This window comes from Carboxylicivirga longa (assembly GCF_050589825.1).
Classification (GTDB): Bacteria; Bacteroidota; Bacteroidia; order Bacteroidales; family Marinilabiliaceae; genus Carboxylicivirga; species Carboxylicivirga longa.
This window is the reverse complement of the sequence record NZ_JBNGOZ010000001.1, coordinates 189,472-215,263: the sequence shown is the minus strand read 5'-3', so window position 1 is coordinate 215,263 and position 25,792 is coordinate 189,472. Positions and strand designations below refer to the sequence as shown.

Here is a 25,792-nt window from a genome sequence, read left to right as displayed (position 1 = left end):
TAATTTTGATCATATAGAATTATAAACAGCCGTAAGCCACACCAACAGTAATATAACGCCCAGCGATGGCAACATATTCATAATTCGTATTTTCTTAATTTCTAGAATATTAACACCCAACCCCAGCAGTAAAACACCACCCACGGCTGTTAGTTCGTTAATGGCAACCGGCGACATAAAATCACCCATCCAATAGGCCAACAGGGTAATACTACCCTGAAAAAGGAATAATGGCACTGCTGACATTGCAACACCTGCACCAAAAATGGCAGCCAATGCGATGGATGAGAAACCATCCATCATCGCCTTGGTCATCAATATCTCCGATCCCTTTCCCATCCCCTCTTCGATGGCACCCAATATGGTCATTGAGCCCACACAGTAGAGCAGAAAAGCAGTTAGCAAACCCTCTGCAAATTTGGGATTTTTTAGCTTCAGCCGCTCCTTTAGTCCATCGCTCAGCTTGTCAATGCGCTTATCCAGCATCAGCAGTTCCCCCGCTATGGTGCCAATAATAAGGCTGAAAACAATTTGTAACAATAACTGCCCTTGTATAGCCATGCTTGCACCCAAAGCCAGGGTAAACAGACCAATTGCCTGAAACACCCCCTTGGTTATTCGGGCGGGAATACGGTTACCTACGGCAAGGCCAATAAGGCTGCCCACAATAACAGTAAGTGCATTTACAATGGTTCCGGCTAACAACATCTATTATATTTTTCATTAACAAGCCGATAAAATTAATCTAATATCAACGATTCACGAAATCATTCCTCATATAAAATATCAAGCTTCCTCCCAACAGTTTCTATAACAATGATAAAACTCAGTGATTGACTCACTTATTTTCTCGATTAATCTTCTATTTTTGTTACTGACCAAAAAAAGATAATAATAACCTATTAAATCAGTACTATGACCCACAAAAAAATGAGCCCCGCAGATTATATTGCCCGCGAAGAGAAATATGGCGCACATAACTACCATCCTCTCCCCGTTGTTCTCGAAAAAGGAGAAGGCATCTATGTATGGGATGTTGAAGGCAAGCGCTACTTCGATTTCCTGTCGGCCTACTCGGCGGTTAACCAAGGGCACTGCCACCCCAGAATCATACAAGCACTGAACGACCAGGCTCAACAGTTAACCCTTACCTCACGTGCCTTTTACAATAATGTGCTGGGTGAGTTTGAAGAATACATGACCCGCTATTTTGGTTACGATAAAGTTTTGCCCATGAACACGGGTGCCGAGGCCGATGAAACCGCCCTTAAGCTATGCCGCAGATGGGGATACGACAAAAAGGGCATTCCCGAGAACGAAGCTAAAATCATAGTTTGTGCCGATAACTTTCACGGACGAACCATCACAATCATATCCATGTCAACCGACCCGGACTCCTACAAAGGATTTGGCCCTTACACACCGGGGTTTGTTACCGTTCCCTATAATGACATTGATGCCCTGACAAAAGCACTGGAAGATCCTCATGTAGCCGGTTTTTTAGTGGAGCCTATACAGGGCGAAGCGGGTGTTTATGTACCTGATGAAGGCTATCTGCGTAAAGCTTACGATATGTGTAAAGCTAAAAATGTACTATTTATGGCTGACGAAGTACAAACCGGCATAGCCCGCACAGGAAAGCTGCTGGCCTGTGATCACGAGGGCGTGAAACCGGACGTACTGATCCTTGGCAAAGCCATATCAGGGGGTGTATTCCCCGTGTCGGCCGTGCTGGCTAACGATGATGTAATGCTGGTGATTAAACCCGGCGAACATGGCTCTACATATGGAGGTAATCCCCTCGGCTGCAAGGTGGCCATGGCTGCCCTTGATGTGATAAAAGATGAAAAGCTGGCGGAGAATGCAGAGCGCCTGGGTAAGATTTTCCGCGACGAGATGTGCAGTATCAAATCGGATATGATAGAGCTGGTACGCGGCAAAGGACTGCTCAATGCCGTAGCCATCAAACCAAAGAACGGAAAAACCGCCTGGGACGTTTGTATGGCCATGAAAGAAAATGGTGTGATTGCCAAACCTACGCATCAGCACATCATCCGCTTTGCGCCACCCCTTGTTATCAGCGAAGAACAACTGCGTGAAGCCATTGATATCATAAAGAAAACCCTGGAACAGTTTGCCTGATAAAACAACCATTTACAAGCCGGCCAGAAGGTCGGCTTTTTTTTGAGCTACAGTTGGCAATAAGCACATAACGGGCCAAGCAGTTACATCGAAGAGTTTTATCCTTATCGCTTTTTTTTCAGCCATTACCCCCAATAAGCAGCCCGTTATCAAAAAGCAAACAAGGAATGAAGCCATCACAAACATTATTTTTTACATTTAGTACCCAATAGTTCATCACAACATTAATGAAGGCTGTATGACCATCGATGCATCATATTTAGAATTACTGGAGAAGCAAATGACCCTGATTGACCAAAGGGATTTCGACCTGGCATCATGGAAAAAAGCCACCATACTAATTACCAGCTCCTGCTTCGGAGTAAATTCGCCACAGGTAGCGGCCATCGATAAGATAGACTATGCATACAGCAGCTGGGCTCTTCGTGACGAATCGGGAACAGGCGATCCGGTAAAAACTGAATGTAAAACCATCCTTTCAACCATTATCAGTGAATATAAAATAAGGCTTTCTGCTAAGCCTTCTGATGATGCAACAAACACTAGTAATGGTTTGGAATTTATGTGGTTACCCTTTGAGGATGAGTTAACGGGCGCCGCATTAAAGAAACTAAAGCTACTGATTACCAAGGCCAATGTTCAGCCGGAAGAGGTGGAGGCTTTTCTTAAGGATTTCCCCAACCAAACACTTGTTAACATTTTACAACGTGCCCTGCTGGCAAAAGAATTCAAACAATGGCTAAACCAATAGAAACCCTTAACATACAACAAATGATATCCTATGCCTTTATCGACAATATACTACATGTTTCCATCGAAGGGCCGGCAACCCTTTATGACTTGTACGACTTTTTAGACGAACTGGGAAGCATGCAAAGCCTGCCTGATGAACTAAAAGTATTTTACGATTTACGGCATGCATCCATCGATCTGCGACTGGATGAAATCCATTTACTGTCGAAGAAAGCAGAGGAAAAAACCATGCACTGCAAATCGGTGAAGACCGCGTTTTGCGTGCAAGATCCTAAAATTACAGCCTATGCCATGCTCTTCTCGTGGCTGCCCGAAAATTCAGTAACCAAACGACATCAGTTCTCCACAAAAGAAGCGGCCATGCAATGGCTCAATGACGATTAGCAGGCATTAAGAAATCTTAATACGAAAAGCACCCGAAAAGCCCATGACATTATTAACTTTGTGCAAATTTTTTTTAAAGTTAATATGAAGTTTTTAAGTCATTCGGATAAAGAAAAAAACGAATACCTCGTTTTACTATATCAACTGGTGGTGGTAATGCTTTTTTACAGCGCTTTCCGCATCATCTTTTATCTGTTCAACACGGAATTATTTCCCAATGTTACCTTTGGCAGCTTCCTGACAGTTATGAGGGGTGGACTTAAGTTTGACTTAAGTGCAATGCTATACCTTAATGCCTTTTATGCTCTGCTATACCTGTTACCCCTGCCCTTCAAATTTAGTAAGGGCTACCAGAATTTTCTTAAGACTATTTTTGTAAGTTTTAATGGAATTGGACTAGCTTTAAACAGTATAGACCTGATCTACTATCGCTTCATTCTTAAGCGAACCACCTATAATGTGATTAATATTCTGGAAAATGAAACCAACATGCTTCGCTTATGGGGGCAGTTCTTAATTGACTACTGGTACGTTGCCGTTCTTTTTATTGCTGCCATTTACTGCTTAACCAAAGCCTACTCATGGATAAAACCACGACCTGCCAAACTACCCAATAAATGGCTTTATGCACTGGCATCGCTGGTCGCCATCACGCTCTTTTCAGGCTTTTCGGTAATTGGCATGCGCGGAGGATACCGCCATTCCACCCGCCCTATCAACATGGCCAATGCCGGTAAATATGTAAACACACCCGACGAGATGGCATTGGTTTTAAATACCCCCTTCTGCCTGATTCGCACCTGGGGCAAAAAGAATTTTACAACGTATAATTACTTCGAAGATGAAGCAATCCTTGAGCAAGCTTATAACCCTATTTATTATCCGGATAGTACGGCGCATCAAAATAGAAAAAACATTGTTATCTTCATTCTCGAAAGCTTTAACCGAGAGTTTTTAGGTTCCTTTAATCCCCATCTGGATAATGGCAGATACAAAGGCTACACACCCTTTTTAGACTCACTGGCACAGCATTCACTCATCTTCCCCAACACCTACGCCAATGGCCGCAAATCTATTGATGCCATGCCCTCGGTGCTGGCCAGCATACCGGCATTGGTACTTCCCTATGTTGTATCGGAATATTCGGCTAACCAAATCAATGGAATGCCCCACCTTCTTAAAAAGGCGGGTTATCAAACAGCATTTTTCCATGGGGCACCCAATGGCTCTATGGGTTTTGATGCCTTTGCTAACGTAGCAAAATTTGATCGCTACCAGGGCATGACAGAATTTGATAACGACGATGAGTTTGATGGTATGTGGGGCATCTGGGACGAACCCTTCTTCCAGTTTTTTGCCCGGGAAATGAACAAAATGCAAGGTCCTTTTATGACCGCTTTGTTTTCCTTATCGTCACACCATCCCTTCAAAGTACCTGAGCAGTATGAGGGATTCTTCCCCAAGGGCACACTGCCCATTCATCAATGCATTGGCTACACCGACAATGCCTTGCGCAAGTTTTTTGAAGCCGCCAAAAAAATGCCCTGTTACGACAATACACTGTTTGTTATAACAGCTGATCATAGCACGGTAGCCCATTACGATATATCTCGTACCAGCCTCAATAAGTTTCAAATACCACTCTTATTTTTCAGCCCGGGCGACAGCACCCTAAAAGGCGTAAACAACGCAGTGGCGCAGCAAATCGATATCATGCCCACGATACTGAACTACATCGGCTATAGCGAAAGTGAATATGTGGCCTTTGGGAACGATTTATTGGATGAGAAAGCTGATAAATTTTCCATCAGCTACACCAATGGCAGTTATCAGCTGTACCATGGCGATTACGTCATCCACTTCGATGGGGAAAATATTATTAGTGCCTACAACCTTAGCAAAGATCCATTTTTGAAAAATAACATCAAGGACACTGATCAGCAATACCTGAATCACCTTCCCCTAATGAAAGGCATTATACAACAATACAATAACCGCATGATTGAAGATCGACTGACCGTTGAATCAGGAGATAAAGAGTAAAAATAAAACCACAAAAGGCCACCTCACATGAGGTGGCCTTTTATAACCCGGCAGGTACATCTGCACATAAGGGGTTGATTAAAACTTATGCTTCAGCTTTTCATCCATCAGCTCACGTGCCAACTTCTGCTCGCGTTTAAGTGCTGACTTACGATGGGTCTCAAACTCCTCCTCTACTTCATTGAGACGGCTTTTGGTTTCGTGAGTAACAAAGTTACTGCGTTTAAACATGAGGAAAAATACCACCGCAATGGTGATTAAACCAAACACCAGACCCCACATAATAGTATTATAAAGGCTCTTTCCAAGCTCCATACCCAAAAATACAAGGCTATTCTTTGAGTTGGTTGCCGCATTTAAATCCTCGGTCAACTGCTTAATTTTATCATCTTTCGCAGCAAGTGTCTTGTTCAGATCTAGCAATTCATTCGTGCGTGTTTCCAGCTCATTCTTATACACTTCTACACTGTCTAAAGAATTTTTCTTTAATAAGTTAAACGTACTACGCTTTACCACTTTGTAATGCTCGTAAGTCTCCGACTTATCAAAAACATAATCGTACTGAGCCTTTAAGCTCATTGAATCAAACCTTGAACCTAAATCGCTTTGTGCAAAGACACCTAAGGATGAGCCCATTAAGAGTACCGATAAAACCAATGATGAAATTTTCATGTGTATTGTAATTTTTGTTTGAGTGTCTGTTGAGACAACGGTACAACATCAAAAATATTATATCAGACCGTTATCGTGTAATAATCAAAGATATAGAATATTCAGCAAAAAAGGGAGGTATGGTTCTAAAAGACCCTGTGTTTAAAGTGAAAAGCCCGCTATCAGCAGGCCTTTCATTATGATTTGTTTTCTTAATATTTTACATGCGTTCCGGCACATCAATACCCATCATCCACATACCGTTCTTGAGGGTAGTTCCCACCACTTTACATAGTAGCAGACGCATGGCTCGCTTGGCTTCATCCTCTTCCACTGCAATGGGTGATTCATGATAAAACTGGTTAAACTCCTTAGCCATATCATAAACAAAATTAGCAATGATGGCCGGACTGTATACCTTACCGGCTTCGGCTACTACTGCCGGGAAGTTAGCCACCATGCGCATCAACTGTGCCTCTTTATCGCTCATCTCTGTGTCTTCAGACACTGTGCCTGGCATTTCAATACCCTTGGCTGCTGCCTTACGGTAAATGGACTGAATACGCGCATAAGTATACTGAATAAAAGGTCCGGTGTTACCATTGAAATCGATCGACTCACGAGGATCGAAGGTCATATTTTTACGGGGATCCACCTTGAGGATAAAATACTTAAGTGCACCCAAGGCAATAGTGCGATACACTTCCTCAGCCTCTTCCTCGCTGTAACCCTCCAGCTTACCCAGCTCTTTGGACATCTCACGAGCCGTATCAATCATATCCTGCATCAGGTCATCGGCATCCACTACCGTTCCCTCGCGCGACTTCATTTTACCTTCGGGCAGCTCAACCATACCATAGCTGAAATGCACCAAATCCTTACCCCATTCAAGCCCTAGGCGATCCAGCAGAATGGCCAGCACCTTAAAGTGGTAATTCTGCTCATTGCCCACCACATACACCATCTTGTCGATACTGTAATCATCATAACGCAACTTGGCGGTACCTATATCCTGCGTCATATACACACTTGTTCCGTCAGAACGCAGCAGCAGCTTCTCATCCAGACCATCTCCTTCCAGGTTAGCCCAAACACTGTTGTCATCACGACGATAGAAAACCCCTTTATCCAGGCCTTCAAGTACCATGTTGCGACCTACCTTGTACGTATCTGATTCGTAATATATTTTATCGAAGTCAACCCCCATCTGCTTGTAGGTCACATCAAAACCAGCATACACCCACTGATTCATTTGCTGCCACAGAGCATATACTTCAGGATCGTGAGCCTCCCATTTAAGCAGCATTTCACGGGCCTCTTTCATCAGGGGTGAGTTTGCCTCTGCCTCTTCCTTGGTCATACCATCAGCTATCAGGGCAGCTTGCTCCTGCTTATACTCCTGATCAAACTTCACATAGAAATCACCCACCAGATGATCGCCCTTTTTGCCGGTAGATTCAGGGGTTTGCCCTTCGCCCCACTTCTTCCAGGCCAGCATAGACTTGCAAATATGAATACCCCTATCGTTAACAATATTCGTTTTGATAACACGATTACCATTGGCAGCCACAATGCGCGATAAAGAATACCCTAAAAGATTGTTGCGGATATGCCCAAGGTGCAAAGGTTTATTGGTGTTCGGCGATGAGTATTCAATCATCACCAGCGGTGACTCTTCGGTAGCACTTGAAATACCATAACCGGCATTATGCACATGCTCGTTAAGCACCCCCAGCCAATAGGCCGTTGATAACTGTAAATTCAAAAAGCCTTTAATCACTTCAAAGCCGGCCACCGCATCGCAATCATCCTTGATAAAAGCACCTAAATCGTTGCCCGTCTCTACCGGATTTTTCTTCGATAGTTTTAACAAAGGAAAAACAACCACCGTGTAATCGCCTTTCATATCTTTGCGTGTAAGCTGCAACTGCACCGCATCTGCATTCACACTTGCTCCGTAGAGCCTCTCTACAGCCTTAACAACAGAAGCTTTTATCTGACTTTCAATTATCATTTTTGTACCTTTAAAATGCTTGATATTTTTTATTCAGACTGCAAAGTTAAAAAAGTTAATGCTTTTAGCGGGTAAGAATATTCGAAATGTGTGCATAATTATAAGTAAATGATTAAGAACCTTCTTAATATACATTATTTAAGCTTTAGTTTTTTGTTATTCCCTGTTAAAAAAATAGTTTTGCGACTTGATTTTTTTTGTAACCCGAGATTTAGTTGATTATCCTTGAGCCTAATTAGTTTTTCATATCAAATACTACAAGTCAGTACGTCGGCACTGCTATTGAACTCTACAAACAGTAATGTTCCCGACCTGAACTCGATACAAAGCCTGTTCTATCAGGTCATTGCCTTACTGGGCGTGGCCATGCTGGTTTTTTTATATATCAACCTAAAAAACAACCGCCGAAGCAAAACACACAGAACCCTATCCACCCAACCATTAACCAACAACAAACTGAGCAGTAATCTACAGGAAGTGGCCGACCTGCTACCTTACGCCGCCTGCATCGCTAACAAAGAATATAAAATTGTTTGTTCCAATGCTCTATATGACCAACTGCCCAAAGACAAGCAATTAGAGGCCGGCGCCTACTGGGACAAGCAACTAAAAATTGATCGTAAAAACACTTTGAACCATAATGGGCAACCATTTATGGCCCTTGGCAAAAACAACACCAACTATCGTATCAGCATCCGCCCTCTGAAGCTTGAAAACTTAAGTTTCCAACTCTATGCTGTACTCTTTGAAGAGACCACTGAACTACAGGAGCAGCTGCAATCGATTGAGGAGATAGATCCTAATTTCAAGCGAAACATAAGCAACGCACATCTGCCGGTGATGCTCATTAGTAATGATTATCAGGTTTTTGAATTTAATGACCGCATGTTACACCTTCTGCAAAGGAAACCCCAAAACTTAATGGGTTGTAACTTCCTTGAGTTATTTACTGAAGATGAGCATGAAGGACTGCAACAATTGCTGAGTAATGAAAACACACCGGCAGCACCACAGAATACCTTCTCGGTTATTCTGCCCAATAAAAACCTGCTGGCGGTAGAGTTGAGCCACATCCCCTTTAAGCTTTTTGGTGTACAGGCCATTTTATGCATTATTAAGGATGTATCGGAGCGAAAACAAATGGAGCGGGAAGTAAAAAAGGCACGGCAACGTGCCGAAGAATCAGATCGTCTTAAGTCATCCTTTTTGGCCAATATGTCGCACGAAGTAAGAACGCCCCTAAACAGCATCATGGGATTTACCGAACTCATGTGCGACGAGCAGATTACAACACAGGAACGCCGTGAGTTTCATTCCATCGTTAAAAACAGTTCCAATGAACTACTCAGCCTCCTGAATGATATTATGGAGTTTTCTAAAATAGAATCGGGACTTATTCAATTAAGGGTTGACAACATAAAACCCCATGATATTATCAACGAGTTGCGCGAACAGCTGCAAAAACAGCTGAGTAAACACCCCAACCTAGAGCTACGCATTGAAGAGCCCATTGGTATTAATCATCCTCCGCTAATACAATCGGATAAAGAGCGCACTAAACAGGTATTGCGCCACCTACTGGACAATGCTATAAAATTTACCTATTCCGGCACCATTACCTTATCCTACCACTATCGTCTTGACGGGTCGCTTGAGTTTATTGTTTCGGATACAGGCATTGGCATTCCCGAGGATAAGATACCCAATATCTTCCATAAATTCAGGCAAGCCAACAATGATAACTCACGTGACTTTGGTGGTGCCGGCCTGGGACTTAGTATCTGCAAGCACCTGTCCACTGTGTTGGGTGGCTTTTTATGGGTGTCTTCACGCGAAAACAAAGGCTCTGACTTTCACTTTATTTTACCTCCTAACCACCGCGACCATCCAAAATTCGGCCTTGATAACACGCTTGTATATTTCTCGAAAACACCTAAAACACTCCCCCTTAATCTGCCGGAAACTAAAGTATTGTCCCTCTTTCAGCATGAGGCACTGATGAATGTACCCATGGCTCACAATGTTTCAGCAATCATTCTGGACAGTCCACTACCCCAGGGTGTTCTAAACCGTTTATTAGCTATTCGGCAAATTCGCAGCCTGTCCATCATTCTCTATGAAAAAGAGGCATCAGAAATTATCTTTTCGCCCATTACCCGGGAAATTAACCAAAAACTAAAAGGACATCATCAGCTAAAACGCTATATTAATGAGTGCTTTGAACGGCGACAAAAGCAAAAAAATACCAATTAATCGAGTGCAAACTCAATGGTTATATGGTATTCGCCTTCAACGGCCTGTCCCCTTTGTGTGGCGGCAATAAACTGCCAGTCGGGCGGCATGATTTTCGCCACTTCAACAACGGCTTTATCAATCAAAGGATGAAGCCGTTCGGCCAAATAAAAACCTGTAACACGGCCATGGCGACTTACTTTCAAGGCCAAAACTACCCGGCCTTCAACAGCCTCGCTGATGGCACGTTGCGGATAAGCCAGCTGATTAACCAAAAACAGATATGGGATGAGTGGGCTGCCCTTATACAAACAGGGCGTTTGTTGCTTCAGCATCGCCCGATCGATACCACTCACATATACCAATTTCCGTGTATCAAAATCATATTCATAGTCAAGAATACTCTCCAGATTAAAGAAGCGCCAACGCCCTACACGCTCATTATTCCGATAAGGCCCCTGCTCAATAATCTTGCCCTTGTAATAGGTTGTACTCGGCCCCATCCGCACAGTGCTGTCCTGCACATTCACTGCCGACACTATTTTAAAGAAACCCTTACGTTCCGTTACGAATACTTTCCCCTGCCCCAACGCGCTGATGTCCAAAAGCAAAAACACAATAGACATTAGCATCATCGTGGCCTTTATTTTTATATACATGTAGTTTTATTTAAGCTGCTTGAAGGTAGCATTAATTGGCGGGATCGAAAAGACATAGACAAGCATAAAATTGAGAGTACAGATTACATTTTTTCCCTGTGTTTTTTAACTTAAATTTGCCACCAAACAACATACACATGAAGAACACGATTATCACAGTTGTCCTGACTGCCATGGTTGGCTTAGTGTTAGGATATGTATTTTTTGGTAAAATAGGTGGCGAATATATCAGCTTATCTACATTGTTAAAACCGGCTGAAAACAGCCTGATTGCCTTTGGGCAAAAAATCAGCGGAATAGAATCTATAAAAAATAATATTGCCATCTGCGGCGGTGTTGGCGCCCTTGCGGGCATTGCCTACCGGGTAATTAAAAAATAATACATAAGCACAAGGCCTGTATAAATATACAAAAACAATAAAGTATATTCGTACAGGCTTTTGACTGGAATTTCCTTCGGGCAAGGACAATTCCATCACAGCAGCCTTTGGGTTCATTTCGGCCAAAAGCCTATTTTACTCATGAGAAAGCTACCGCAGTCAATGAACTACTCTCTCAAGCGAACACAGGACTCCCTCTTTTAGATATTCGTGATTTATACCCTGATATTTGTCTTTTTTTGATAATTTTACGCCTCCATTCTAAAACAGTTAAAGGTGACCCAAACAGATAGTCAATTCGAGCACGTCATAAATATTTGCAAAGACATCTTTGAGAAAAAGATGAAGGATTACGGAACAGCCTGGCGCATCCTGCGTCCCTCCAGTATGACAGACCAAATTTTTATTAAAGCACAACGCATACGAAGCATCGAAACCAAAGGTATTTCAAAGGTAGATGAAGGAATACGCGATGAGTTTATCGGCATTGTAAACTACTGCGCCATGGCCCTTGTGCAGCTTAAGCTAAAACCTGCCGATAAACCGGAGATGGATCATAAACAGGCACTGAAGATGTACCTGGACAATATATATGCATCCAAAGCCTTAATGACCAATAAAAACCACGACTACGACGAGGCCTGGCGCAAGATGCGCATAAGCTCTTTTACCGACCTTATTCTGATGAAGCTCCATCGCACCAAGCAAATAGAAGATAACCAGGGACAAACCATTATATCAGAAGGCATTGATGCTAATTACATGGACATGATCAATTATGCTATCTTTGCACTCATAAAAATTGAGTTTCCCGAAGATGAGGATAACGCTTAAAAAATCTGTAAAATGTTAAAGTTAGTGAGTCGCCTGCTGACCGGCCTTGTTTTTTTGTTTTCCGGTTTTGTAAAGGCGGTCGATCCCAAGGGCAGCGCCATCAAAATCAGTGAGTATCTCGAAGTAGTGGGCATTCACAACAGCGATACCATTGGCTTAATACTGTCCATTGCCCTTTGTAGTGTTGAATTTATACTGGGCTTTCACCTGGTGCTGGGCTTTAAGATAAAGACCGTAGCACTGCCAACACTCCTCTTTATGCTTGGCTTTACCGCCATCACCTTTTTCATAGCCCTGTTCGAACCCGTTTCGGACTGTGGATGTTTTGGTGACGCTATAAAGCTAAGTAATTGGGAGACACTATTTAAGAACCTGATCACACTGCCTTTTGCGCTGGTTATTTATTACCGAAGAAAAGAATACAAAGCATCCCTGACATTGGGCAGGCAACATCTACTCACCTTTATAGGCCTGTCATTTATCATGGGGCTATCCTTATACAGCCTTTACTATCTGCCCGTACTCGATTTCCGCCCCTACCACATTGGCGCAGACATACCCGCACAAATGCGCATACCGGAAGGTGCCGATGAGGGTGAGTACGAAACCACCTTCATCCTTGAGAAAGAAGGAGTACAAAAGGAGTTTAGTGTGGATAACTATCCGTATGAAGACAGCACCTGGGTATTTATCGATAGTAAAACTACCGTGATACGCGAGGGCTATCAGCCGCCTATTGCTGCCCTTAACTTCCTGTCAACCGAAAATGATGATATCACGGAACGCATCATTCATAACACACAGCCTGTGTTCCTAATGGTAGCGCCCAAGGTGGAGAATATCTCCACGGAACACATTCAGCATTTTATTGATATTAAGAATACGGCGCTGCAAAATAAAGCGCTTTTTTATGTTGCCACAGCTTCGTTAAGCGATGCCTGCTATCAGTTTGACATGAAGCATCAGGCAGCCTTTGACTACGCCCTGTGCGACGAAACGACATTGAAAACCATTATACGAGGCAATCCTGGCCTGGTAATCATTAAAGAAGGAACCGTAATTGCAAAGTATAATCACACCCAACTGCCGGCGGCAAGTGAATTAAAGAACCCACTTTCACATTCGGTTCAAGTACTGCATGCGGGCAACAATCACAAATGGCTATGGCTGTGTATGATTGTTTTATCGGGATTGATTTTTATATTATACAAATTCTAATAAACTAAAATTTTTATCAATGAGACAAAACATTGTTGCAGGGAACTGGAAAATGAATAACACCCTAGAAGAAGGTGTAGCATTAGCCAAAGAAGTGAATGAAATTTTAAAGGCTAACAAGCCTAATTGTCAAGTTGTATTAGGTGCGCCATTTATCCACCTTACGGAAGTTGTGAAAACGGTTGACGCTGACCTTGTAGGTGTAGCTGCACAAAACTGCGCTGATAAAGTAAGCGGTGCCTACACCGGAGAAATCTCAGCCAGCATGATTAAGTCAACAGGTGCTCAATATGTTATCCTAGGTCACTCAGAGCGTCGTGCATACTACGGTGAGACCAACGCCATTTTGAAAGAAAAAACAGACCTGGCCTTGGCCAATGGCTTAACGCCCATCTTCTGCATTGGCGAAGTTTTGGAAGAGCGTGAGGCTGAAAAACACTTTGAAGTAGTAAAATCTCAGATTGAGGAGGCTTTATTCCACCTTTCGGCTGAGGACTTTGGTAAAATTGTACTGGCCTACGAACCCGTATGGGCGATTGGAACCGGCAAAACAGCCAGCCCTGAGCAGGCACAGGAAATTCACGCTTTCATCCGTCAAACACTAGCCGACAAGTATGGCGCTGAAGTAGCTGACAACACCAGCATTTTGTACGGTGGTAGCTGTAAGCCATCAAACGCTAAGGAATTATTTGCCAACCCCGATGTGGATGGTGGATTAATTGGTGGTGCCTCATTAAAAGCAGAAGATTTCCACGGCATTATCGCGGCCTTTTAATTAAAAAAACGTCGATACTCAAAATAGTTTTTCAGAAGAAGAGGCTGCATTCTATGCGGCCTTTTTTTATTAATATACCGGAACAATCTATAGCTTTTTAATGGCGATTACGCTCAGGCTTCTAACCGGTGCATTCTACCATTGCTGGGGCTAACATAGGAAGCATGGCCTTTTGGAAGGTATCTGGCATAAACTAACCTGGCTAGGCAGCTAATAAAACAAGCGGGCCTTGTAAGGTCCGCTTGTTATTCTATAAATTGTACGAATCAATGCCTACTCCGCAACAACAGTTTCAAGTGTTACCGCTTCCACTTCGGTAACCAAACCATTTTGTACTGCAACACCTTCAATTTCTTTTTCAGCATACTCTGCCGAAGGCTCAAATTTTACTTTATAAGTACCGGCTTCCAGGCCGCTTAGCAGATAAAACCCTGACTCAACATCGGCATAAGTACCGATAGTATCGCTCTCGGCAGAAATAGCCATCACGTAGGGCTTTGCCTCAACGGGCAATACAACTCCCTTGATAGCACCACTTGTGGCTTCGGTATAAGTTCTGATAACCGGCTTAAGTGAATAACCACCATTACCCTTTTTCACAATCGAGCGTCCGGCATCAAAATCGATCCATAGCTTATAGGTAATACCAGCGCTAAGATCAGCATGAATATTAAACTTAAGTCCGGACTGTTGCGCTGATGGCGTAGCAAGATCATAATAAACATCATCAATCTTTACCTGATTATTGTCGCCAAGAACAAGACGCATCTGCGAAATTTTACCGGCTGGTAAATATTCATCCACCAGTAAAGTATCCATCCCGTTTGTAAAATCCAAAAGGTTATAAACACCACTTTGTGTACTCTCCAAAGTCTGCCATCCTCCTTCACTATCTTCTGACGAGACATTGATCTGTACTTCCTGCACATCAATTAACACTTCCTGATAATCTCCTGGTGCATCCGTTAAACGAATACTAAATCGTGCCTGCTCATCGTTGCTGTCGGAACAAGCCCCTGCAAGGGTTGCCAATGCCACCAAGGCAATGAAAAATAATTTATTCATAAGTAATTGTCTTTTAAGACTGTAAATACAGTCGTATGATTGTTTTCCAATGGCTAATATAAGCAAAAACACAAAAATACAATCGCAGTAAGACTTAGTAATTATCCCATATAAACCCATTTATCTGCCTCCAGCAAACCATTTTGCTACTTTCCTATGTTTTGATTTTCCTTCTCCTCCTCAATGCGCGACTGGGTATCCCAGGCACAATCCATTTCCTGATAAGGGTGTTTCTGATGCATCAAAAGTATATTCTCCAAATGCTCGGAGAACTTGCGGGTTTCCATCAGAAAATGAGGATCATCTTTGGAATAACGCTGCTGCAAGTTAGCCATAAAACGCTTATCAAGGTGCTTGAAAGTAAGAGCCGAACGGTAACTCTCATGCCGGCTAAAGCCGATGGCCGACAACGCACTTGTTCCCAACTCAATGGCCGAGTCAAAAATAGCCTGACGATGCCCCATCACCCCGATATTCTGAAGCGCCAGCTCGTGCGCCACATCAACGGCACGCACGATTAGCTTAAGATTGGGATAATGCTTTTGGGCCAGTCCTACGAGTTTATCAATCTGATGTCGCTCACTCATCGTCACCACAAGCACTTTGGCCTTGGCAGCACCTGCGGCCTCAAGCATCTCTTTACGGGTCATATCGCCAAAATACACCTTGTAACCAAACTTTTTTAGATACTGAACATTATGCGGGTTATTATCAATAATGGTGAGCTTAATGCCGTTGGCATTCAGGAAACGCCCCATCACCTGACCGAAACGTCCAAAGCCGGCAATAATAACCGGGTGGTTATTATCTTCCACCTCATCGGCCTCCAAACTCACTTCCTTCAGTATCCGGGGCTGTATAAGGTGCTCATTGATAATAAAGAGCACCGGCGTAATAAGCATCGAAAGGGCTACCACAATGAGCAGCACACCCGCCGTAAACTCATCGTAAATAGCACTTTGCAAGGCAAAAGTAATCAACACAAATCCAAACTCTCCGGCCTGTGCCAAACTAAATGAAAACAGCATATTATGCGACAGGGGCAGTTTAAAGAGCTTACCCAGTAAAAACAAGATTACCAGCTTAACACTTACTACAATTGTAAGTATTAGTAAAATAAGCGCCCAATACTCTATCAGTAAGTCGAAGTTGATACTTGCCCCTACCGAAATAAAAAAGACTCCTAACAGTAAGCCTTTAAAAGGCTCCAGGTTATCCTCCAGTTCATAACGGTATTCACTATTGGCCAAAACCACACCGGCCAGGAAGGTACCCAGGGCCGGTGATAGTCCTACAGCATCCATAAACACAGCGATGCCAATGACCAAAAGCAAGGCTGTAGCCGTAAATAGCTCACGCAGTCCCGTTTCGGCAATCAGCTTAAAAATATAATGAGCCAGATAACGCCCCCCTACGATAATAGTACCCACGGCAGCAATGATAATGAGCAACTGCTGCCATCCACTTTCTGTCGCCTCGGGAGCATCGCTAATCACGCCGGTGTCCTTCACCACCTGAGTGGCCAGCAGAGCCAGTATCGCAAAAATTGGAACCACGGAAATATCCTGCATCAGCAGTACTGAGAAACTATGGCGTCCTCCTCGTGTTTGCAACATACCCTTCTCGGTGAGTGTCTGTAATACGATGGCGGTAGATGACAAGGCCAGGATTAAACCAGTGGTAATGGCTTGTGCCGTATTCAGCCAAAACAAAGCCGTGAGGGTGGCAAATACCAGGGCGGTAAAACCAATTTGCATGCCGCCCAAACCAAAGATAAGACGCTTCATACGCCACAGCATGCCGGGGTGCAGCTCTAGGCCGACGATAAATAACATGATCACAACACCGAACTCGGCAATGTGCATCACATCCTCACCCTCGCTACCCACCAGCCCCAACACAAAAGGGCCAATCAGAATGCCGGCAATCAGGTAACCAAGTACCGAGCCCAGCCCCGCCTTTTTGGCCAATGGTACTGACACAACGGCGGCCAGCAGGTAAATCATTATTTGGAAAAATATGGCGTCGAGATGCATACTACTGTGTTTAATTATTGTTTCTTACCGCGGCTCATAAAAATATTAAAACTATCCTCCCTGTTGATCTGCTCTTCCTGCCACTCTTCATCACGCAAAAAAGATATAAATCGGGTATAATCTGCTACCACTTCCTTAATGTTGTTTTCATTCAGCAGATGAACACCATGCACAATATAAGGTGACAAATAGCGCATTTTGCACAAAGTAGCAGACTGATCGAAGGGTAACAAAAACTGACGCACCGGAAAGCGATTTACACCACCTGCCTGATAAGAGGCGGCGCGTCCCCCTGTGGTAACACAATTAATTGCCCATTTTCCTTTCAAAAAGTTGCCTTCCTTGCCATAGGCAAAGCCATGCTCCAGCACCAGATCAAACCATTCCTTCAACAAAGCCGGACCACTGTACCAATACATAGGATGATGCCACACAACAACATCATGCTCCTCCAGTAGGCTCTGTTCATGCTTTACATCAATAAAAAAATCAGGGTAATTCTCGTAAAGCTTATTAACCCTTACATTGGACATTGACTCAACAGCCGCAATCATGCGCCGATTAACCCTCGACTTGGTTTCAATGGGATGTGCGTAAATGATTAAAATCTTCTTCATGCCAATTATTTGTGATATAAAAATACACAAAAGCCCTTTCGACAAAAAGGGCTCCGGCAATTTTCATGTAAAATCATCTTATCCTATCCATTCACCTTTCAAGGCTTTCTCCAGTCGTTTACTCACTACCTTCCAATTCACAACCTTCCAAAACGCATCAACATAATCGGCCCTTCTGTTTTGATAATTAAGATAATAAGCATGTTCCCATACATCAATACAAAGCAATGGAATACCTTTGAGCGGCACAATATCCATCAGCGGATTATCCTGATTTGGGGTAGCAATTACCTGAAGTTCCTTTTGTTCATTCAGAATTAGCCAGGCCCAGCCACTACCAAACTGCGTTTTGGCAGCTTTGGAAAAGGCATCCTTAAATCCATCGAATGATTTAAAGTCCTTCACCAGCTTACTCAAGAGTTTAGCAGAAGGTTGTCCTCCCGCTGGACTCATATTTTCCCAGAACAGATTATGATTGTAATACCCTCCCCCATTGTTACGCACTGCTACGCCATGCTTGGAAACCTCACTAAAAATGGCGGGCATACTTTGCGTCTCCAAGGACATACCATCGATGGCTGCCATAAACTTCTTATAATAACCTCTGTGATGCTTATCGTAATGTAAGGCCATGGTTTCTGCATCTACATAGGGCTCCAATGCATCGTAGTTATAGGGTAGAGCAGGAAAGAAGTGACCTGAAATAGGTGCTTTACTCACGGCTTTTTTATTATTTGCGCTTGCTCCTCCTTTAGCCCCTCCTGTGCAGGCAGCCATGGTGCCGGCACCAATTAAACCAATAAATTGTCGTCTTTTCATAGTGCGTAGTACGTTTTTCTTGTAAACAATATGTAAACGGCTTTGTTCAGGGGCAAATCCAAATTAAAATTGTTCCTCACACATTTACACGATGCATTCTTTTATCAAAATCATGTGCATCATTCAGTTAAAAATTGCTTACTTTAATGCACTAACTGAATCTCATCATGACGCCAAAACTCACACTATTAGCCCTGCTAATTATCTGTCTGCAGGCACCGGCACAAAAAAAGTACGAACAACGTGCCGATAAGTACTACAAATATTTTAACTACGAAAAAGCCCGCAAGGACTATATCCGTGTGTGGCGAAGAGATAAGGACAACAAAGACCTGTTAAACAAAATTATTGACTGCTACCTTAGCGATAACACCCTGCGCGAGGAAGCCATGCCCTACATTGAGCATTTACTTAAACTTAAACCCAATGATGAGCAGGCCTTGCTTTACAAAGCACAAGCCCTTTTTCATGCCCACGAGTTCAGCAAGGCTGAAACCCTACTCAACGCTTTACTGCCGTGCCTGTCAGGACAAAGTGAGGCACTGAAGCAGGCCACTACCCTGAAGGCTAACATTGCCAATGCTCAAACTTTAATAAAGCAGCCCATAGATGTAACATTCATTAACCCCGGCAATCACATCAACACCCGACGCAATGAAGTAAGTCCCTTCATTACACAGGATGAGCACACGCTTTTCTACTCTTCCGACAAGCGCTATAACAGCTATGCCGGCATCTATTATTACAACATTTGCGCGGCCCAAAAATACAAGTTGGACTTTGAAAAAGGAAAAACCATCGGTTCGCAGCTAAACTCTATTTACGACGAAATGGTGGCGGGTATCTCACCCGATGGAAATCAGCTTTTTGCCTTTCATAATCGCGATGGTGCCGAAACCATGGGCTATGCCATCCACAAAGGCAACCTGCGCTTCGAACCCATGGCCGACTTTGGCCCACCGCTCGATGCGAGAGGAGCCGAATATGGCGTGTGGATGACGACCGGAAAGGACACCATACTGTTTGCCTCGGAGAGCGAGAGCGGTTTAACCGACCTTTATTATGCCATCAGGCTGCCTTCCGGCGAATGGGGCGAGGCACGACTGCTGCCCGGCGCCGTTAACTCAGCCAATTACAATGAGAATTTTCCTGTTCTGGCACTTAATGGACAACGCCTGTATTTTTCATCGGACAACGAACAGTCAATGGGCGGATATGACCTTTTTTATGCGGACTGGGATCCAACACAAAAGCAATGGGGAAAACCAATAAATATGGGCTACCCCATTAACGACACTTACGATAACTACAATATATCCTGGGTTCAGGATAAGCGATTTGCCTACGTTTCGGCCATCCGGCCGGGTGGCGAAGGCAAGTACGACATTTATAAGGTCGTATTTAACAACACGGAGCCTTACAATGCGGTAATTAAGTGCGATATTCGCCTTAAACAAGAACGCAGAAGAGTGATTCCCGGCTTTTGCCCTGATGTAATAGTAACCGACACACTGGATAATATGGTGGGACGCTACCAAGTAAGCCGCGATTCGGCAAAGTTTGTGCTGGCCCTCACGGCCGGCGCTTACCGCATACACATACAGCACGATAACATTGAGCCCCTGGTCCACGAACTAATTATTCCGGACAACCGCTACGAAGCCGTGGCCGACCGCATACGGCTGGTGATCATTCCCCGGCAAAAAGAAATGACCTTGAAATAAGTGATAAATAATGCGACAAACCGTTGTTTTGGCTATTTTTGTGGCTCACAAATTTAAAAAAACGATAACAAACTATGGATCTTCATCTTAAAAATCCCATTGTATTTTTCGACCTGGAAACAACCGGTATCAATATCTCCAAGGACCGCATTGTGGAAATTGCTATTTTAAAAATCAACCTGGATGGATCGGAAGAATCATACTGCTATAAGGTGAATCCGGAGATGCCCATCCCCAAGGTCACCTCTGAAATTCATGGCATCTACGATGAAGATGTGAAAGACGCGCCTACCTTTAAAGAATTGGGCAAGACGCTGTGCAAAATAATTGAAGGCTGCGACATTGCCGGTTTTAACTCCAATAAGTTTGATGTGCCGCTACTGGCCGAGGAGTTTTTGCGTGCCGAAATTGATTTTGACATGAAGAAACGCAAATTTGTGGATGTTCAAACAATCTTTCACAAGATGGAGAAACGCACACTGGGAGCCGCCTATAAGTTCTACTGCGATAAGGATTTAGAAAATGCGCACTCGGCCGAGGCTGACACAAGAGCCACGTACGAGGTACTAAAAGCACAGCTCGATCGCTACGAAGAACTTGAAAATAGCATTGAGTTTCTCAACGATTTCTCATCCTTCAACCGCAATGCTGACTTTATCGGCCGCATCATTTTTAACGATAAGGGCGAAGAGGTATTTAACTTTGGTAAGTACAAAGGAAAAAGCGTAGAGCAGGTACTGGAAAAAGATCCGGCTTATTACGGTTGGATGATGAAGGGTGATTTCCCGCTGTTCACTAAGAAGGTGCTGACCAATATTAAGCTGCGAAACTTTAATAAATAAATCAGAAACGATGAAAATATTATGCGTTGGGCGCAATTATGTGGAGCATATTGAGGAACTCAATAACACAAAGCCCTCAGAGCCGGTGATATTTGCCAAACCCGATTCAGCGCTTTTATTGAAGAACAAGCCTTTTTTCATTCCCGATTTTGCGGCCGAATTTCACCACGAAGTGGAGCTGGTAATTCGCATTAACCGCATTGGTAAAAACATAGCACCGCAGTTTGCTCACCGCTATTACGACGAGGTGGGGCTGGGAATTGATTTTACCGCGCGCGATTTACAGGCAAAACTAAAAAGCAAAGGACTGCCCTGGGAAAAGGCCAAAGCTTTTGACGGATCGGCCGTTTTGTCACGCTTTGTAGACAAGGCACAGTTTGCTGCCATGAATGACATTAACTTTAGCCTGACGAAGAATGATGAAACCGTGCAGAAAGGTAACTCTGGGCAGATGATTTTTTCCATTGACGAAATCATAGCCCATGTATCACAGTTTTTTACCATGAAGATTGGTGACCTAATCTATACGGGTACACCGGCTGGCGTGGGTCCTGTGGCCATCAATGATCGTCTGAAAGGCTACATTGGTGATGAATTGATGTTTGATTTCCTGGTGAAATAGAAATATAAAAAGGGCCGCTACACAAACTAAACAATTTTGCAGCGGCCCTTTATGCTCTTCATTTTCCTATTTTATAGGGCTATCGGGCTCTTTGGCCATGTGATTGTAGCTCAGTTTATCAATTAGCTTCGGCCACCATTTGCTCAAAAATACTGTAAGCTTGCCTTCAACAAAAGTGAGCACCAGGGTGCGCTTACGCTTTTTAACAGCATTGGCAATATGCCGCGCCACCGCTTCGGCACTCATCATTTTCTCTTCCTTGCGCGGTGTTTCACCCTGGCTACTACCAGTGGCCGTAAGGGCAGCCTTGCGCACATTAGAGGCGGTGAAGCCTGGAGCTGCGATCAGCACATGCAGACCTTTCTTCAGGTTCTCCACACGAATAGTTTCTAAAAATCCATGCATGGCAAATTTGGAAGCCGAATAGCCGGTGCGCCCCGGCAGACCAATGAAGCCAGCGATGGATGACACGCCTACCACAGAGCCTTTACTTTCAAGCAGGGCAGGCAAAGCATACTTGGTACAATAAACCGTTCCCCAAAAATTAACATCCATCAGTTGCTTCAATACGCTGAGCTCCACATCTTCAAAAGCAGCCCGCATAGAGATACCGGCATTATTAATCAATACATCAATACGTCCATAAGCACGCAAAGTCTCACTCACCAGGTGCTTACAATCCTCCTCCGCACTCACATCAGTCTTTACAGACAGCACCTCGGTGCCATTGGATTTAAGCTCCTGCTCAATGGTAATCAATTTTTCGGCACTACGCGCGGCCAAAGCCAACTTAGCGCCCCGCTGCGCAAATTCACGGGCGCAGGCCAGTCCAATGCCCGATGAGGCACCGGTTATTATTATTACTTTATCTTGCATACATATATAAAATTACGCGGTGAAATTAGCGAAATATTTGTGTTTTACTACAACTGCCGGCGCAGCCATTCGAACAAACATACCGAGGCGGCATGCGATACATTCATGGATTTGATGGCACCGGGCATGGGCACATAAACAGCCCTTTTACACTGTGCCAGCAAACGGCTTGAGATTCCATATTTTTCATTGCCCAACACCAGTGCCATTCGACTTGGTAAATCAGTAGCAAACAAATCATTAGCACCTTCTACGGTTTCCAGCGCCACCAAGTCATAACCTTCCGGCAGCCTTAAGTCCTCCTGCCCCAGCCAGCTGACCTGCACATGCCCCAGGGCAGCACCGGCTGTTTTTTTTACTTTGCTTTGGCGACATCCTTCACTACCTACCACCATTACCTGCGAGGCATTGACATTGGCAGCAAGCCGTATAATGCTGCCAATATTCTCGGGTGTGGAAAAATCGTCTGTGACAATAATCACATCACTCCCTTCGCCAAGCTCGCACTGATGGCGGCCATCAAAAAAATATTTCGAATGCGTCTCTGTCATCTACTTTACCTGCTTCAGCCCCATGTCTTCACCTTTCTGCAACATCAAGGCAAAGGCTTCTTCGTAATTATTCCCAATTTCACCCTCCAGAATGGCCTCTTTGATAGCGGCTTTCAAGTCTCCTATCTCTTTGCAGGGCGTCAGTCCAAAGGTTTCCATAATAACTTCCCCGGTTACCGGCGGTTGGAAATTACGAATATGATCCTTCTCTTCTATCTCCTTTAGCTTTTGGCGCACCACCTTAAAGTTTCGCATGTATCGCTTCACCTTGGCCTCATTTTTCGAGGTAATATCGGCCTCGCAAAGGGTCATCAGATCATCAATATCATCGCCAGCCTCAAAGAGCAGACGCCGCACCGCAGAGTCACTTACCACATCCTCGCTCAGCACAATAGGGCGCATATGCAAGCCTACCATTTTCTGTACGTATTTCATTTTTTCATTGAGCGGCAGCTTCATACGACCAAAAATCTTGGGTATCATTTTGGTGCCAATAAAGTTATGATTATGAAAGGTCCAGCCCGTTTTTTTATCGTATCGCTTGGTACGCGGCTTGGCAATATCGTGCAGGATAGCCGACCATCGCAACCACAAATTATCGGTATTGGGCACAATACGGTCGAGCACCTCCAGTGTATGATAAAAATTATCCTTATGGGCACGTCCATCTACCTTATCGACCCCCTTCATAGCCTGTAACTCCGGAAAGATAATCTTTAACAAACCGGTCATCTCAAGCAGCTTAAAACCAATCGAAGGTCGATCGGCCATCACCATCTTATTCAGCTCATCGGCAATGCGCTCGCCCGAAACAATCTCAATACGTTCCTTCTGTGCCTTAATGCCCTGCATGGTTTTATCATCGATACGAAAATTCAGTTGCGTTGCAAAACGTATGGCACGCATCATGCGCAACGGATCGTCAGAGAAGGTAATGTCGGGATCCAGCGGTGTGCGGATAATCCCCTTTTGCAAATCTGTTATACCATCGAAAGGATCCACTAAAGCGCCATAATCCTTCTTATTGAGCGATAGCGCCAGTGCATTAATAGTAAAATCACGCCGGTTCTGATCATCTTCAAGGCTGCCATCCTCCACAATGGGTTTACGCGAATTGCGCTGATACGACTCCTTACGTGCACCCACAAACTCCACCTCTAAGTCGCGGTAGCGCAACATAGCCGTTCCAAAATTCTTAAAAACAGTAAGGCGCAGACCCCCCAGCTTTTTCGCCACCTGCTCGGCCACCTCAATGCCACTACCTAACACCACCACATCAATATCTTTCGAAGGACGGTTTAAATATAAATCGCGCACAAAACCGCCAATTACGAAAGCCGGACGGTTTAATTCTTCACTTACAGCGCTTATTGTATGAAAAACAAGGTGATTCAGACTTTTATCAACCCTTTTTTGTACTTCTTCTCTCATATTGCTGACAAAATTACAATATTAATACGGCTTTTTTACCATTTTTGGCAGATATAGCTTTTGGCATAATACTTGTTTCATGAATACATATACATTTGTAGATATTTAGAAATGTATTATCTTTGCAGTATTCATAAATAAAAAATAAACATCATGGTACAACACTTAACCAACGAAACATTTAAAGAAAAAGTTTTCAATTACGCTGATAGTAAAGACTGGAAATTCGAAGGTAACAAGCCGGCGGTTATTGATTTTTATGCCGATTGGTGTGGTCCCTGTAAAATGGTAGCACCCATACTGGATGAGCTGGCCAGCGAATTTGACGGCAAAATAGATATTTACAAAGTAGATACTGAGGCCGAGCGCGAACTTGCCGGTGCCTTTGGCATTCAAAGCATTCCTTCCATTTTATTTATTCCGCAGGATGGTCAGCCACAAATGGCACAAGGAGCCCTTCCCAAGGACACCTTTATACGTGCCTTTAAAGATGTACTAAAGGTAGAAAAGTAATGCGATGACAACAGGGTTGCAACAAGTTGTTAAAACCCTGTTAATGCCTACTTTTTAACAAACCCAAGGCATGGTAATTGCGTTTTACATTTAGAAATCATTTGAAGTATTAGATCATGAAAAAGTTATTATTACTCATCGGCGGAACATTATTACTTACAGCTGTTGGTTTTCAAACTGAAGCATCATCCATGAGTGATGAGAAGGTGAAGGAGGAGAACGCTGTTATCTATTTGAATGCCGATACCTTTAAAGAAAAAGTATTCAACTACGAAAGCGGTTCGGAGTGGGATTACAAGGGTGATGTGCCGGCCATTCTGGATTTTTATGCCGACTGGTGTGGCCCCTGTAAAATGCTATCGCCGGTATTGGACAAAATACAAAAAGAATACAACGGCAAGGTACAGATTTATAAGATCGACACCGACAGGCAAAAGGAATTGGCTGCCACATTTGGCATCAGAAGCCTGCCAACCATTGTTTTTGTACCCCTTAAGGGTGAGCCTCAGGCCGCTATGGGCTTTCGTTCGCAAAGCGATTTGGAAACGATGATTAGTGAGATACTTAAGGTTGAAAAGTAAAATACTGAAACCTATCATCATAAAGAAGCC

25 protein-coding genes are annotated in these 25,792 nt (G+C 43.8%); 14 read left to right on the top strand and 11 right to left on the bottom strand.

What is annotated here, in order from left to right:
- Nucleotides 1-9: 9 nt before the first annotated feature.
- On the bottom strand, nt 10-708 hold the full coding sequence (locus ACRD7A_RS00880; RefSeq protein WP_430809449.1) for a DUF554 domain-containing protein: 699 nt from the start codon (nt 706-708) through the stop codon (nt 10-12).
- Between the two features lie 207 nt (nt 709-915).
- Here ACRD7A_RS00880 and rocD point away from each other — a divergent pair, with 207 nt between their 5' ends.
- From rocD to ACRD7A_RS00860, 4 genes are all read left to right on the top strand, one after another.
- On the top strand, nt 916-2,142 hold the full coding sequence (rocD, locus tag ACRD7A_RS00875; protein WP_430809448.1) for an ornithine--oxo-acid transaminase: 1,227 nt from the start codon (nt 916-918) through the stop codon (nt 2,140-2,142).
- A gap of 238 nt (nt 2,143-2,380) precedes the next feature.
- On the top strand, nt 2,381-2,893 hold the full coding sequence (locus tag ACRD7A_RS00870; RefSeq protein WP_430809447.1) for a hypothetical protein: 513 nt from the start codon (nt 2,381-2,383) through the stop codon (nt 2,891-2,893).
- Entirely contained in the window at nt 2,878-3,279 is a 402-nt protein-coding gene (locus tag ACRD7A_RS00865; RefSeq protein ID WP_430809446.1) for a hypothetical protein, read from the top strand. The genes ACRD7A_RS00870 and ACRD7A_RS00865 overlap by 16 nt, the downstream gene beginning before the upstream one ends.
- An 84-nt stretch (nt 3,280-3,363) precedes the next feature.
- The gene (locus ACRD7A_RS00860; RefSeq protein WP_430809445.1) at nt 3,364-5,322 is read left to right on the top strand and encodes an LTA synthase family protein; all 1,959 of its coding nucleotides are present in this window, start codon (nt 3,364-3,366) and stop codon (nt 5,320-5,322) included.
- Nucleotides 5,323-5,400: 78 nt separating this feature from the next.
- Here ACRD7A_RS00860 and ACRD7A_RS00855 read toward each other — a convergent pair whose 3' ends face one another.
- Together ACRD7A_RS00855 and argS are read right to left on the bottom strand one after the other, a co-directional pair.
- Nucleotides 5,401-5,994, bottom strand: a complete 594-nt coding sequence (locus ACRD7A_RS00855) for a hypothetical protein (RefSeq protein ID WP_430809444.1) — start codon at nt 5,992-5,994, stop codon at nt 5,401-5,403.
- Between the two features lie 199 nt (nt 5,995-6,193).
- Nucleotides 6,194-7,987 (bottom strand): arginine--tRNA ligase, encoded by a 1,794-nt coding sequence (gene argS, locus ACRD7A_RS00850; RefSeq protein WP_430809443.1) that lies wholly within the window; start codon nt 7,985-7,987, stop codon nt 6,194-6,196.
- Nucleotides 7,988-8,212: 225 nt separating this feature from the next.
- Here argS and ACRD7A_RS00845 point away from each other — a divergent pair, with 225 nt between their 5' ends.
- On the top strand, nt 8,213-10,240 hold the full coding sequence (locus tag ACRD7A_RS00845; protein WP_430809442.1) for a PAS domain-containing sensor histidine kinase: 2,028 nt from the start codon (nt 8,213-8,215) through the stop codon (nt 10,238-10,240).
- Here the strand turns inward: ACRD7A_RS00845 and ACRD7A_RS00840 are convergent.
- Nucleotides 10,237-10,878: an energy transducer TonB gene (locus ACRD7A_RS00840; RefSeq protein ID WP_430809441.1), complete on the bottom strand. Its 642-nt coding sequence runs from the start codon at nt 10,876-10,878 to the stop codon at nt 10,237-10,239. The two genes, ACRD7A_RS00845 and ACRD7A_RS00840, sit on opposite strands and share 4 nt — an antisense overlap.
- Nucleotides 10,879-11,015: 137 nt before the next feature.
- Between ACRD7A_RS00840 and ACRD7A_RS00835 the strand changes: the two genes are divergently transcribed.
- From ACRD7A_RS00835 to tpiA, 4 genes are all read left to right on the top strand, one after another.
- Complete coding sequence (locus tag ACRD7A_RS00835) at nt 11,016-11,258, top strand: hypothetical protein (protein ID WP_430809440.1); 243 nt, start codon at nt 11,016-11,018, stop codon at nt 11,256-11,258.
- A gap of 276 nt (nt 11,259-11,534) precedes the next feature.
- Nucleotides 11,535-12,092 (top strand): DUF1599 domain-containing protein, encoded by a 558-nt coding sequence (locus tag ACRD7A_RS00830; protein ID WP_430809439.1) that lies wholly within the window; start codon nt 11,535-11,537, stop codon nt 12,090-12,092.
- A 12-nt stretch (nt 12,093-12,104) separates the two neighbouring features.
- On the top strand, nt 12,105-13,310 hold the full coding sequence (locus ACRD7A_RS00825) for a BT_3928 family protein (RefSeq protein WP_430809438.1): 1,206 nt from the start codon (nt 12,105-12,107) through the stop codon (nt 13,308-13,310).
- Between the two features lie 19 nt (nt 13,311-13,329).
- Nucleotides 13,330-14,085, top strand: a complete 756-nt coding sequence (gene tpiA / locus ACRD7A_RS00820; RefSeq protein WP_430809437.1) for a triose-phosphate isomerase — start codon at nt 13,330-13,332, stop codon at nt 14,083-14,085.
- A gap of 273 nt (nt 14,086-14,358) precedes the next feature.
- Here tpiA and ACRD7A_RS00815 read toward each other — a convergent pair whose 3' ends face one another.
- The 4 genes from ACRD7A_RS00815 to ACRD7A_RS00800 all read right to left on the bottom strand — a co-directional run bounded on the left by ACRD7A_RS00815 (nt 14,359) and on the right by ACRD7A_RS00800 (nt 18,622).
- Entirely contained in the window at nt 14,359-15,150 is a 792-nt protein-coding gene (locus ACRD7A_RS00815) for a DUF4382 domain-containing protein (RefSeq protein WP_430809436.1), read from the bottom strand.
- Nucleotides 15,151-15,296: 146 nt separating this feature from the next.
- The gene (locus ACRD7A_RS00810; protein WP_430809435.1) at nt 15,297-17,186 is read right to left on the bottom strand and encodes a monovalent cation:proton antiporter-2 (CPA2) family protein; all 1,890 of its coding nucleotides are present in this window, start codon (nt 17,184-17,186) and stop codon (nt 15,297-15,299) included.
- A gap of 14 nt (nt 17,187-17,200) precedes the next feature.
- The gene (gene kefF, locus ACRD7A_RS00805; RefSeq protein ID WP_430809434.1) at nt 17,201-17,803 is read right to left on the bottom strand and encodes a glutathione-regulated potassium-efflux system oxidoreductase KefF; all 603 of its coding nucleotides are present in this window, start codon (nt 17,801-17,803) and stop codon (nt 17,201-17,203) included.
- A gap of 78 nt (nt 17,804-17,881) precedes the next feature.
- Nucleotides 17,882-18,622 (bottom strand): superoxide dismutase, encoded by a 741-nt coding sequence (locus ACRD7A_RS00800; protein WP_430809433.1) that lies wholly within the window; start codon nt 18,620-18,622, stop codon nt 17,882-17,884.
- 167 nt (nt 18,623-18,789) lie between these two features.
- Here ACRD7A_RS00800 and ACRD7A_RS00795 point away from each other — a divergent pair, with 167 nt between their 5' ends.
- The 3 genes from ACRD7A_RS00795 to ACRD7A_RS00785 all read left to right on the top strand — a co-directional run bounded on the left by ACRD7A_RS00795 (nt 18,790) and on the right by ACRD7A_RS00785 (nt 21,810).
- The gene (locus tag ACRD7A_RS00795; RefSeq protein ID WP_430809432.1) at nt 18,790-20,346 is read left to right on the top strand and encodes a hypothetical protein; all 1,557 of its coding nucleotides are present in this window, start codon (nt 18,790-18,792) and stop codon (nt 20,344-20,346) included.
- Between the two features lie 74 nt (nt 20,347-20,420).
- Entirely contained in the window at nt 20,421-21,188 is a 768-nt protein-coding gene (locus ACRD7A_RS00790; RefSeq protein WP_430809431.1) for an exonuclease domain-containing protein, read from the top strand.
- A 10-nt stretch (nt 21,189-21,198) separates the two neighbouring features.
- A complete protein-coding gene (locus ACRD7A_RS00785) occupies nt 21,199-21,810 on the top strand; it encodes a fumarylacetoacetate hydrolase family protein (protein WP_430809430.1) in 612 nt (203 codons plus the stop codon).
- Nucleotides 21,811-21,876: 66 nt separating this feature from the next.
- Here ACRD7A_RS00785 and ACRD7A_RS00780 read toward each other — a convergent pair whose 3' ends face one another.
- The 3 genes from ACRD7A_RS00780 to ACRD7A_RS00770 are packed head-to-tail and all read right to left on the bottom strand — an operon-like array spanning nt 21,877 to nt 24,668.
- Nucleotides 21,877-22,686, bottom strand: a complete 810-nt coding sequence (locus ACRD7A_RS00780) for an SDR family oxidoreductase (protein ID WP_430809429.1) — start codon at nt 22,684-22,686, stop codon at nt 21,877-21,879.
- 47 nt (nt 22,687-22,733) lie between these two features.
- Nucleotides 22,734-23,237: a TrmH family RNA methyltransferase gene (locus ACRD7A_RS00775; protein ID WP_430809428.1), complete on the bottom strand. Its 504-nt coding sequence runs from the start codon at nt 23,235-23,237 to the stop codon at nt 22,734-22,736.
- Complete coding sequence (locus ACRD7A_RS00770) at nt 23,238-24,668, bottom strand: CCA tRNA nucleotidyltransferase (protein WP_430809427.1); 1,431 nt, start codon at nt 24,666-24,668, stop codon at nt 23,238-23,240.
- A 153-nt stretch (nt 24,669-24,821) separates the two neighbouring features.
- On the opposite strand from ACRD7A_RS00770, the gene trxA (ACRD7A_RS00765) reads away from it, so the two are divergent.
- Together trxA (ACRD7A_RS00765) and trxA (ACRD7A_RS00760) are read left to right on the top strand one after the other, a co-directional pair.
- Entirely contained in the window at nt 24,822-25,181 is a 360-nt protein-coding gene (trxA, locus tag ACRD7A_RS00765; RefSeq protein WP_430809426.1) for a thioredoxin, read from the top strand.
- Nucleotides 25,182-25,297: 116 nt separating this feature from the next.
- Nucleotides 25,298-25,762 carry a thioredoxin gene (trxA, locus tag ACRD7A_RS00760; protein WP_430809425.1) on the top strand — a complete coding sequence of 155 codons (465 nt, stop codon included), beginning with the start codon at nt 25,298-25,300 and terminating at the stop codon, nt 25,760-25,762.
- Nucleotides 25,763-25,792 lie beyond the last annotated feature (30 nt).

Excerpts from the sequence above, each read along its gene's own strand:
- ACRD7A_RS00835 (WP_430809440.1), top strand. The coding sequence starts at position 11,016 with ATGAAGAACACGATTATCACAGTTGTCCTGACTGCCATGGTTGGCTTA.
- trxA (WP_430809425.1), top strand. The coding sequence starts at position 25,298 with ATGAAAAAGTTATTATTACTCATCGGCGGAACATTATTACTTACAGCT.
- ACRD7A_RS00770 (WP_430809427.1), bottom strand. The coding sequence starts at position 24,668 with ATGAGAGAAGAAGTACAAAAAAGGGTTGATAAAAGTCTGAATCACCTT.
- ACRD7A_RS00810 (WP_430809435.1), bottom strand. The coding sequence starts at position 17,186 with ATGCATCTCGACGCCATATTTTTCCAAATAATGATTTACCTGCTGGCC.
- ACRD7A_RS00800 (WP_430809433.1), bottom strand. The coding sequence starts at position 18,622 with ATGAAAAGACGACAATTTATTGGTTTAATTGGTGCCGGCACCATGGCT.
- ACRD7A_RS00780 (WP_430809429.1), bottom strand. The coding sequence starts at position 22,686 with ATGCAAGATAAAGTAATAATAATAACCGGTGCCTCATCGGGCATTGGA.
- tpiA (WP_430809437.1), top strand. The coding sequence starts at position 13,330 with ATGAGACAAAACATTGTTGCAGGGAACTGGAAAATGAATAACACCCTA.
- ACRD7A_RS00785 (WP_430809430.1), top strand. The coding sequence starts at position 21,199 with ATGAAAATATTATGCGTTGGGCGCAATTATGTGGAGCATATTGAGGAA.
- rocD (WP_430809448.1), top strand. The coding sequence starts at position 916 with ATGACCCACAAAAAAATGAGCCCCGCAGATTATATTGCCCGCGAAGAG.
- argS (WP_430809443.1), bottom strand. The coding sequence starts at position 7,987 with ATGATAATTGAAAGTCAGATAAAAGCTTCTGTTGTTAAGGCTGTAGAG.
- ACRD7A_RS00795 (WP_430809432.1), top strand. The coding sequence starts at position 18,790 with ATGACGCCAAAACTCACACTATTAGCCCTGCTAATTATCTGTCTGCAG.
- ACRD7A_RS00825 (WP_430809438.1), top strand. The coding sequence starts at position 12,105 with ATGTTAAAGTTAGTGAGTCGCCTGCTGACCGGCCTTGTTTTTTTGTTT.
- ACRD7A_RS00880 (WP_430809449.1), bottom strand. The coding sequence starts at position 708 with ATGTTGTTAGCCGGAACCATTGTAAATGCACTTACTGTTATTGTGGGC.
- ACRD7A_RS00870 (WP_430809447.1), top strand. The coding sequence starts at position 2,381 with ATGACCATCGATGCATCATATTTAGAATTACTGGAGAAGCAAATGACC.
- ACRD7A_RS00860 (WP_430809445.1), top strand. The coding sequence starts at position 3,364 with ATGAAGTTTTTAAGTCATTCGGATAAAGAAAAAAACGAATACCTCGTT.
- ACRD7A_RS00855 (WP_430809444.1), bottom strand. The coding sequence starts at position 5,994 with ATGAAAATTTCATCATTGGTTTTATCGGTACTCTTAATGGGCTCATCC.
- ACRD7A_RS00775 (WP_430809428.1), bottom strand. The coding sequence starts at position 23,237 with ATGACAGAGACGCATTCGAAATATTTTTTTGATGGCCGCCATCAGTGC.
- ACRD7A_RS00790 (WP_430809431.1), top strand. The coding sequence starts at position 20,421 with ATGGATCTTCATCTTAAAAATCCCATTGTATTTTTCGACCTGGAAACA.
- ACRD7A_RS00865 (WP_430809446.1), top strand. The coding sequence starts at position 2,878 with ATGGCTAAACCAATAGAAACCCTTAACATACAACAAATGATATCCTAT.
- kefF (WP_430809434.1), bottom strand. The coding sequence starts at position 17,803 with ATGAAGAAGATTTTAATCATTTACGCACATCCCATTGAAACCAAGTCG.
- ACRD7A_RS00840 (WP_430809441.1), bottom strand. The coding sequence starts at position 10,878 with ATGTATATAAAAATAAAGGCCACGATGATGCTAATGTCTATTGTGTTT.
- trxA (WP_430809426.1), top strand. The coding sequence starts at position 24,822 with ATGGTACAACACTTAACCAACGAAACATTTAAAGAAAAAGTTTTCAAT.
- ACRD7A_RS00815 (WP_430809436.1), bottom strand. The coding sequence starts at position 15,150 with ATGAATAAATTATTTTTCATTGCCTTGGTGGCATTGGCAACCCTTGCA.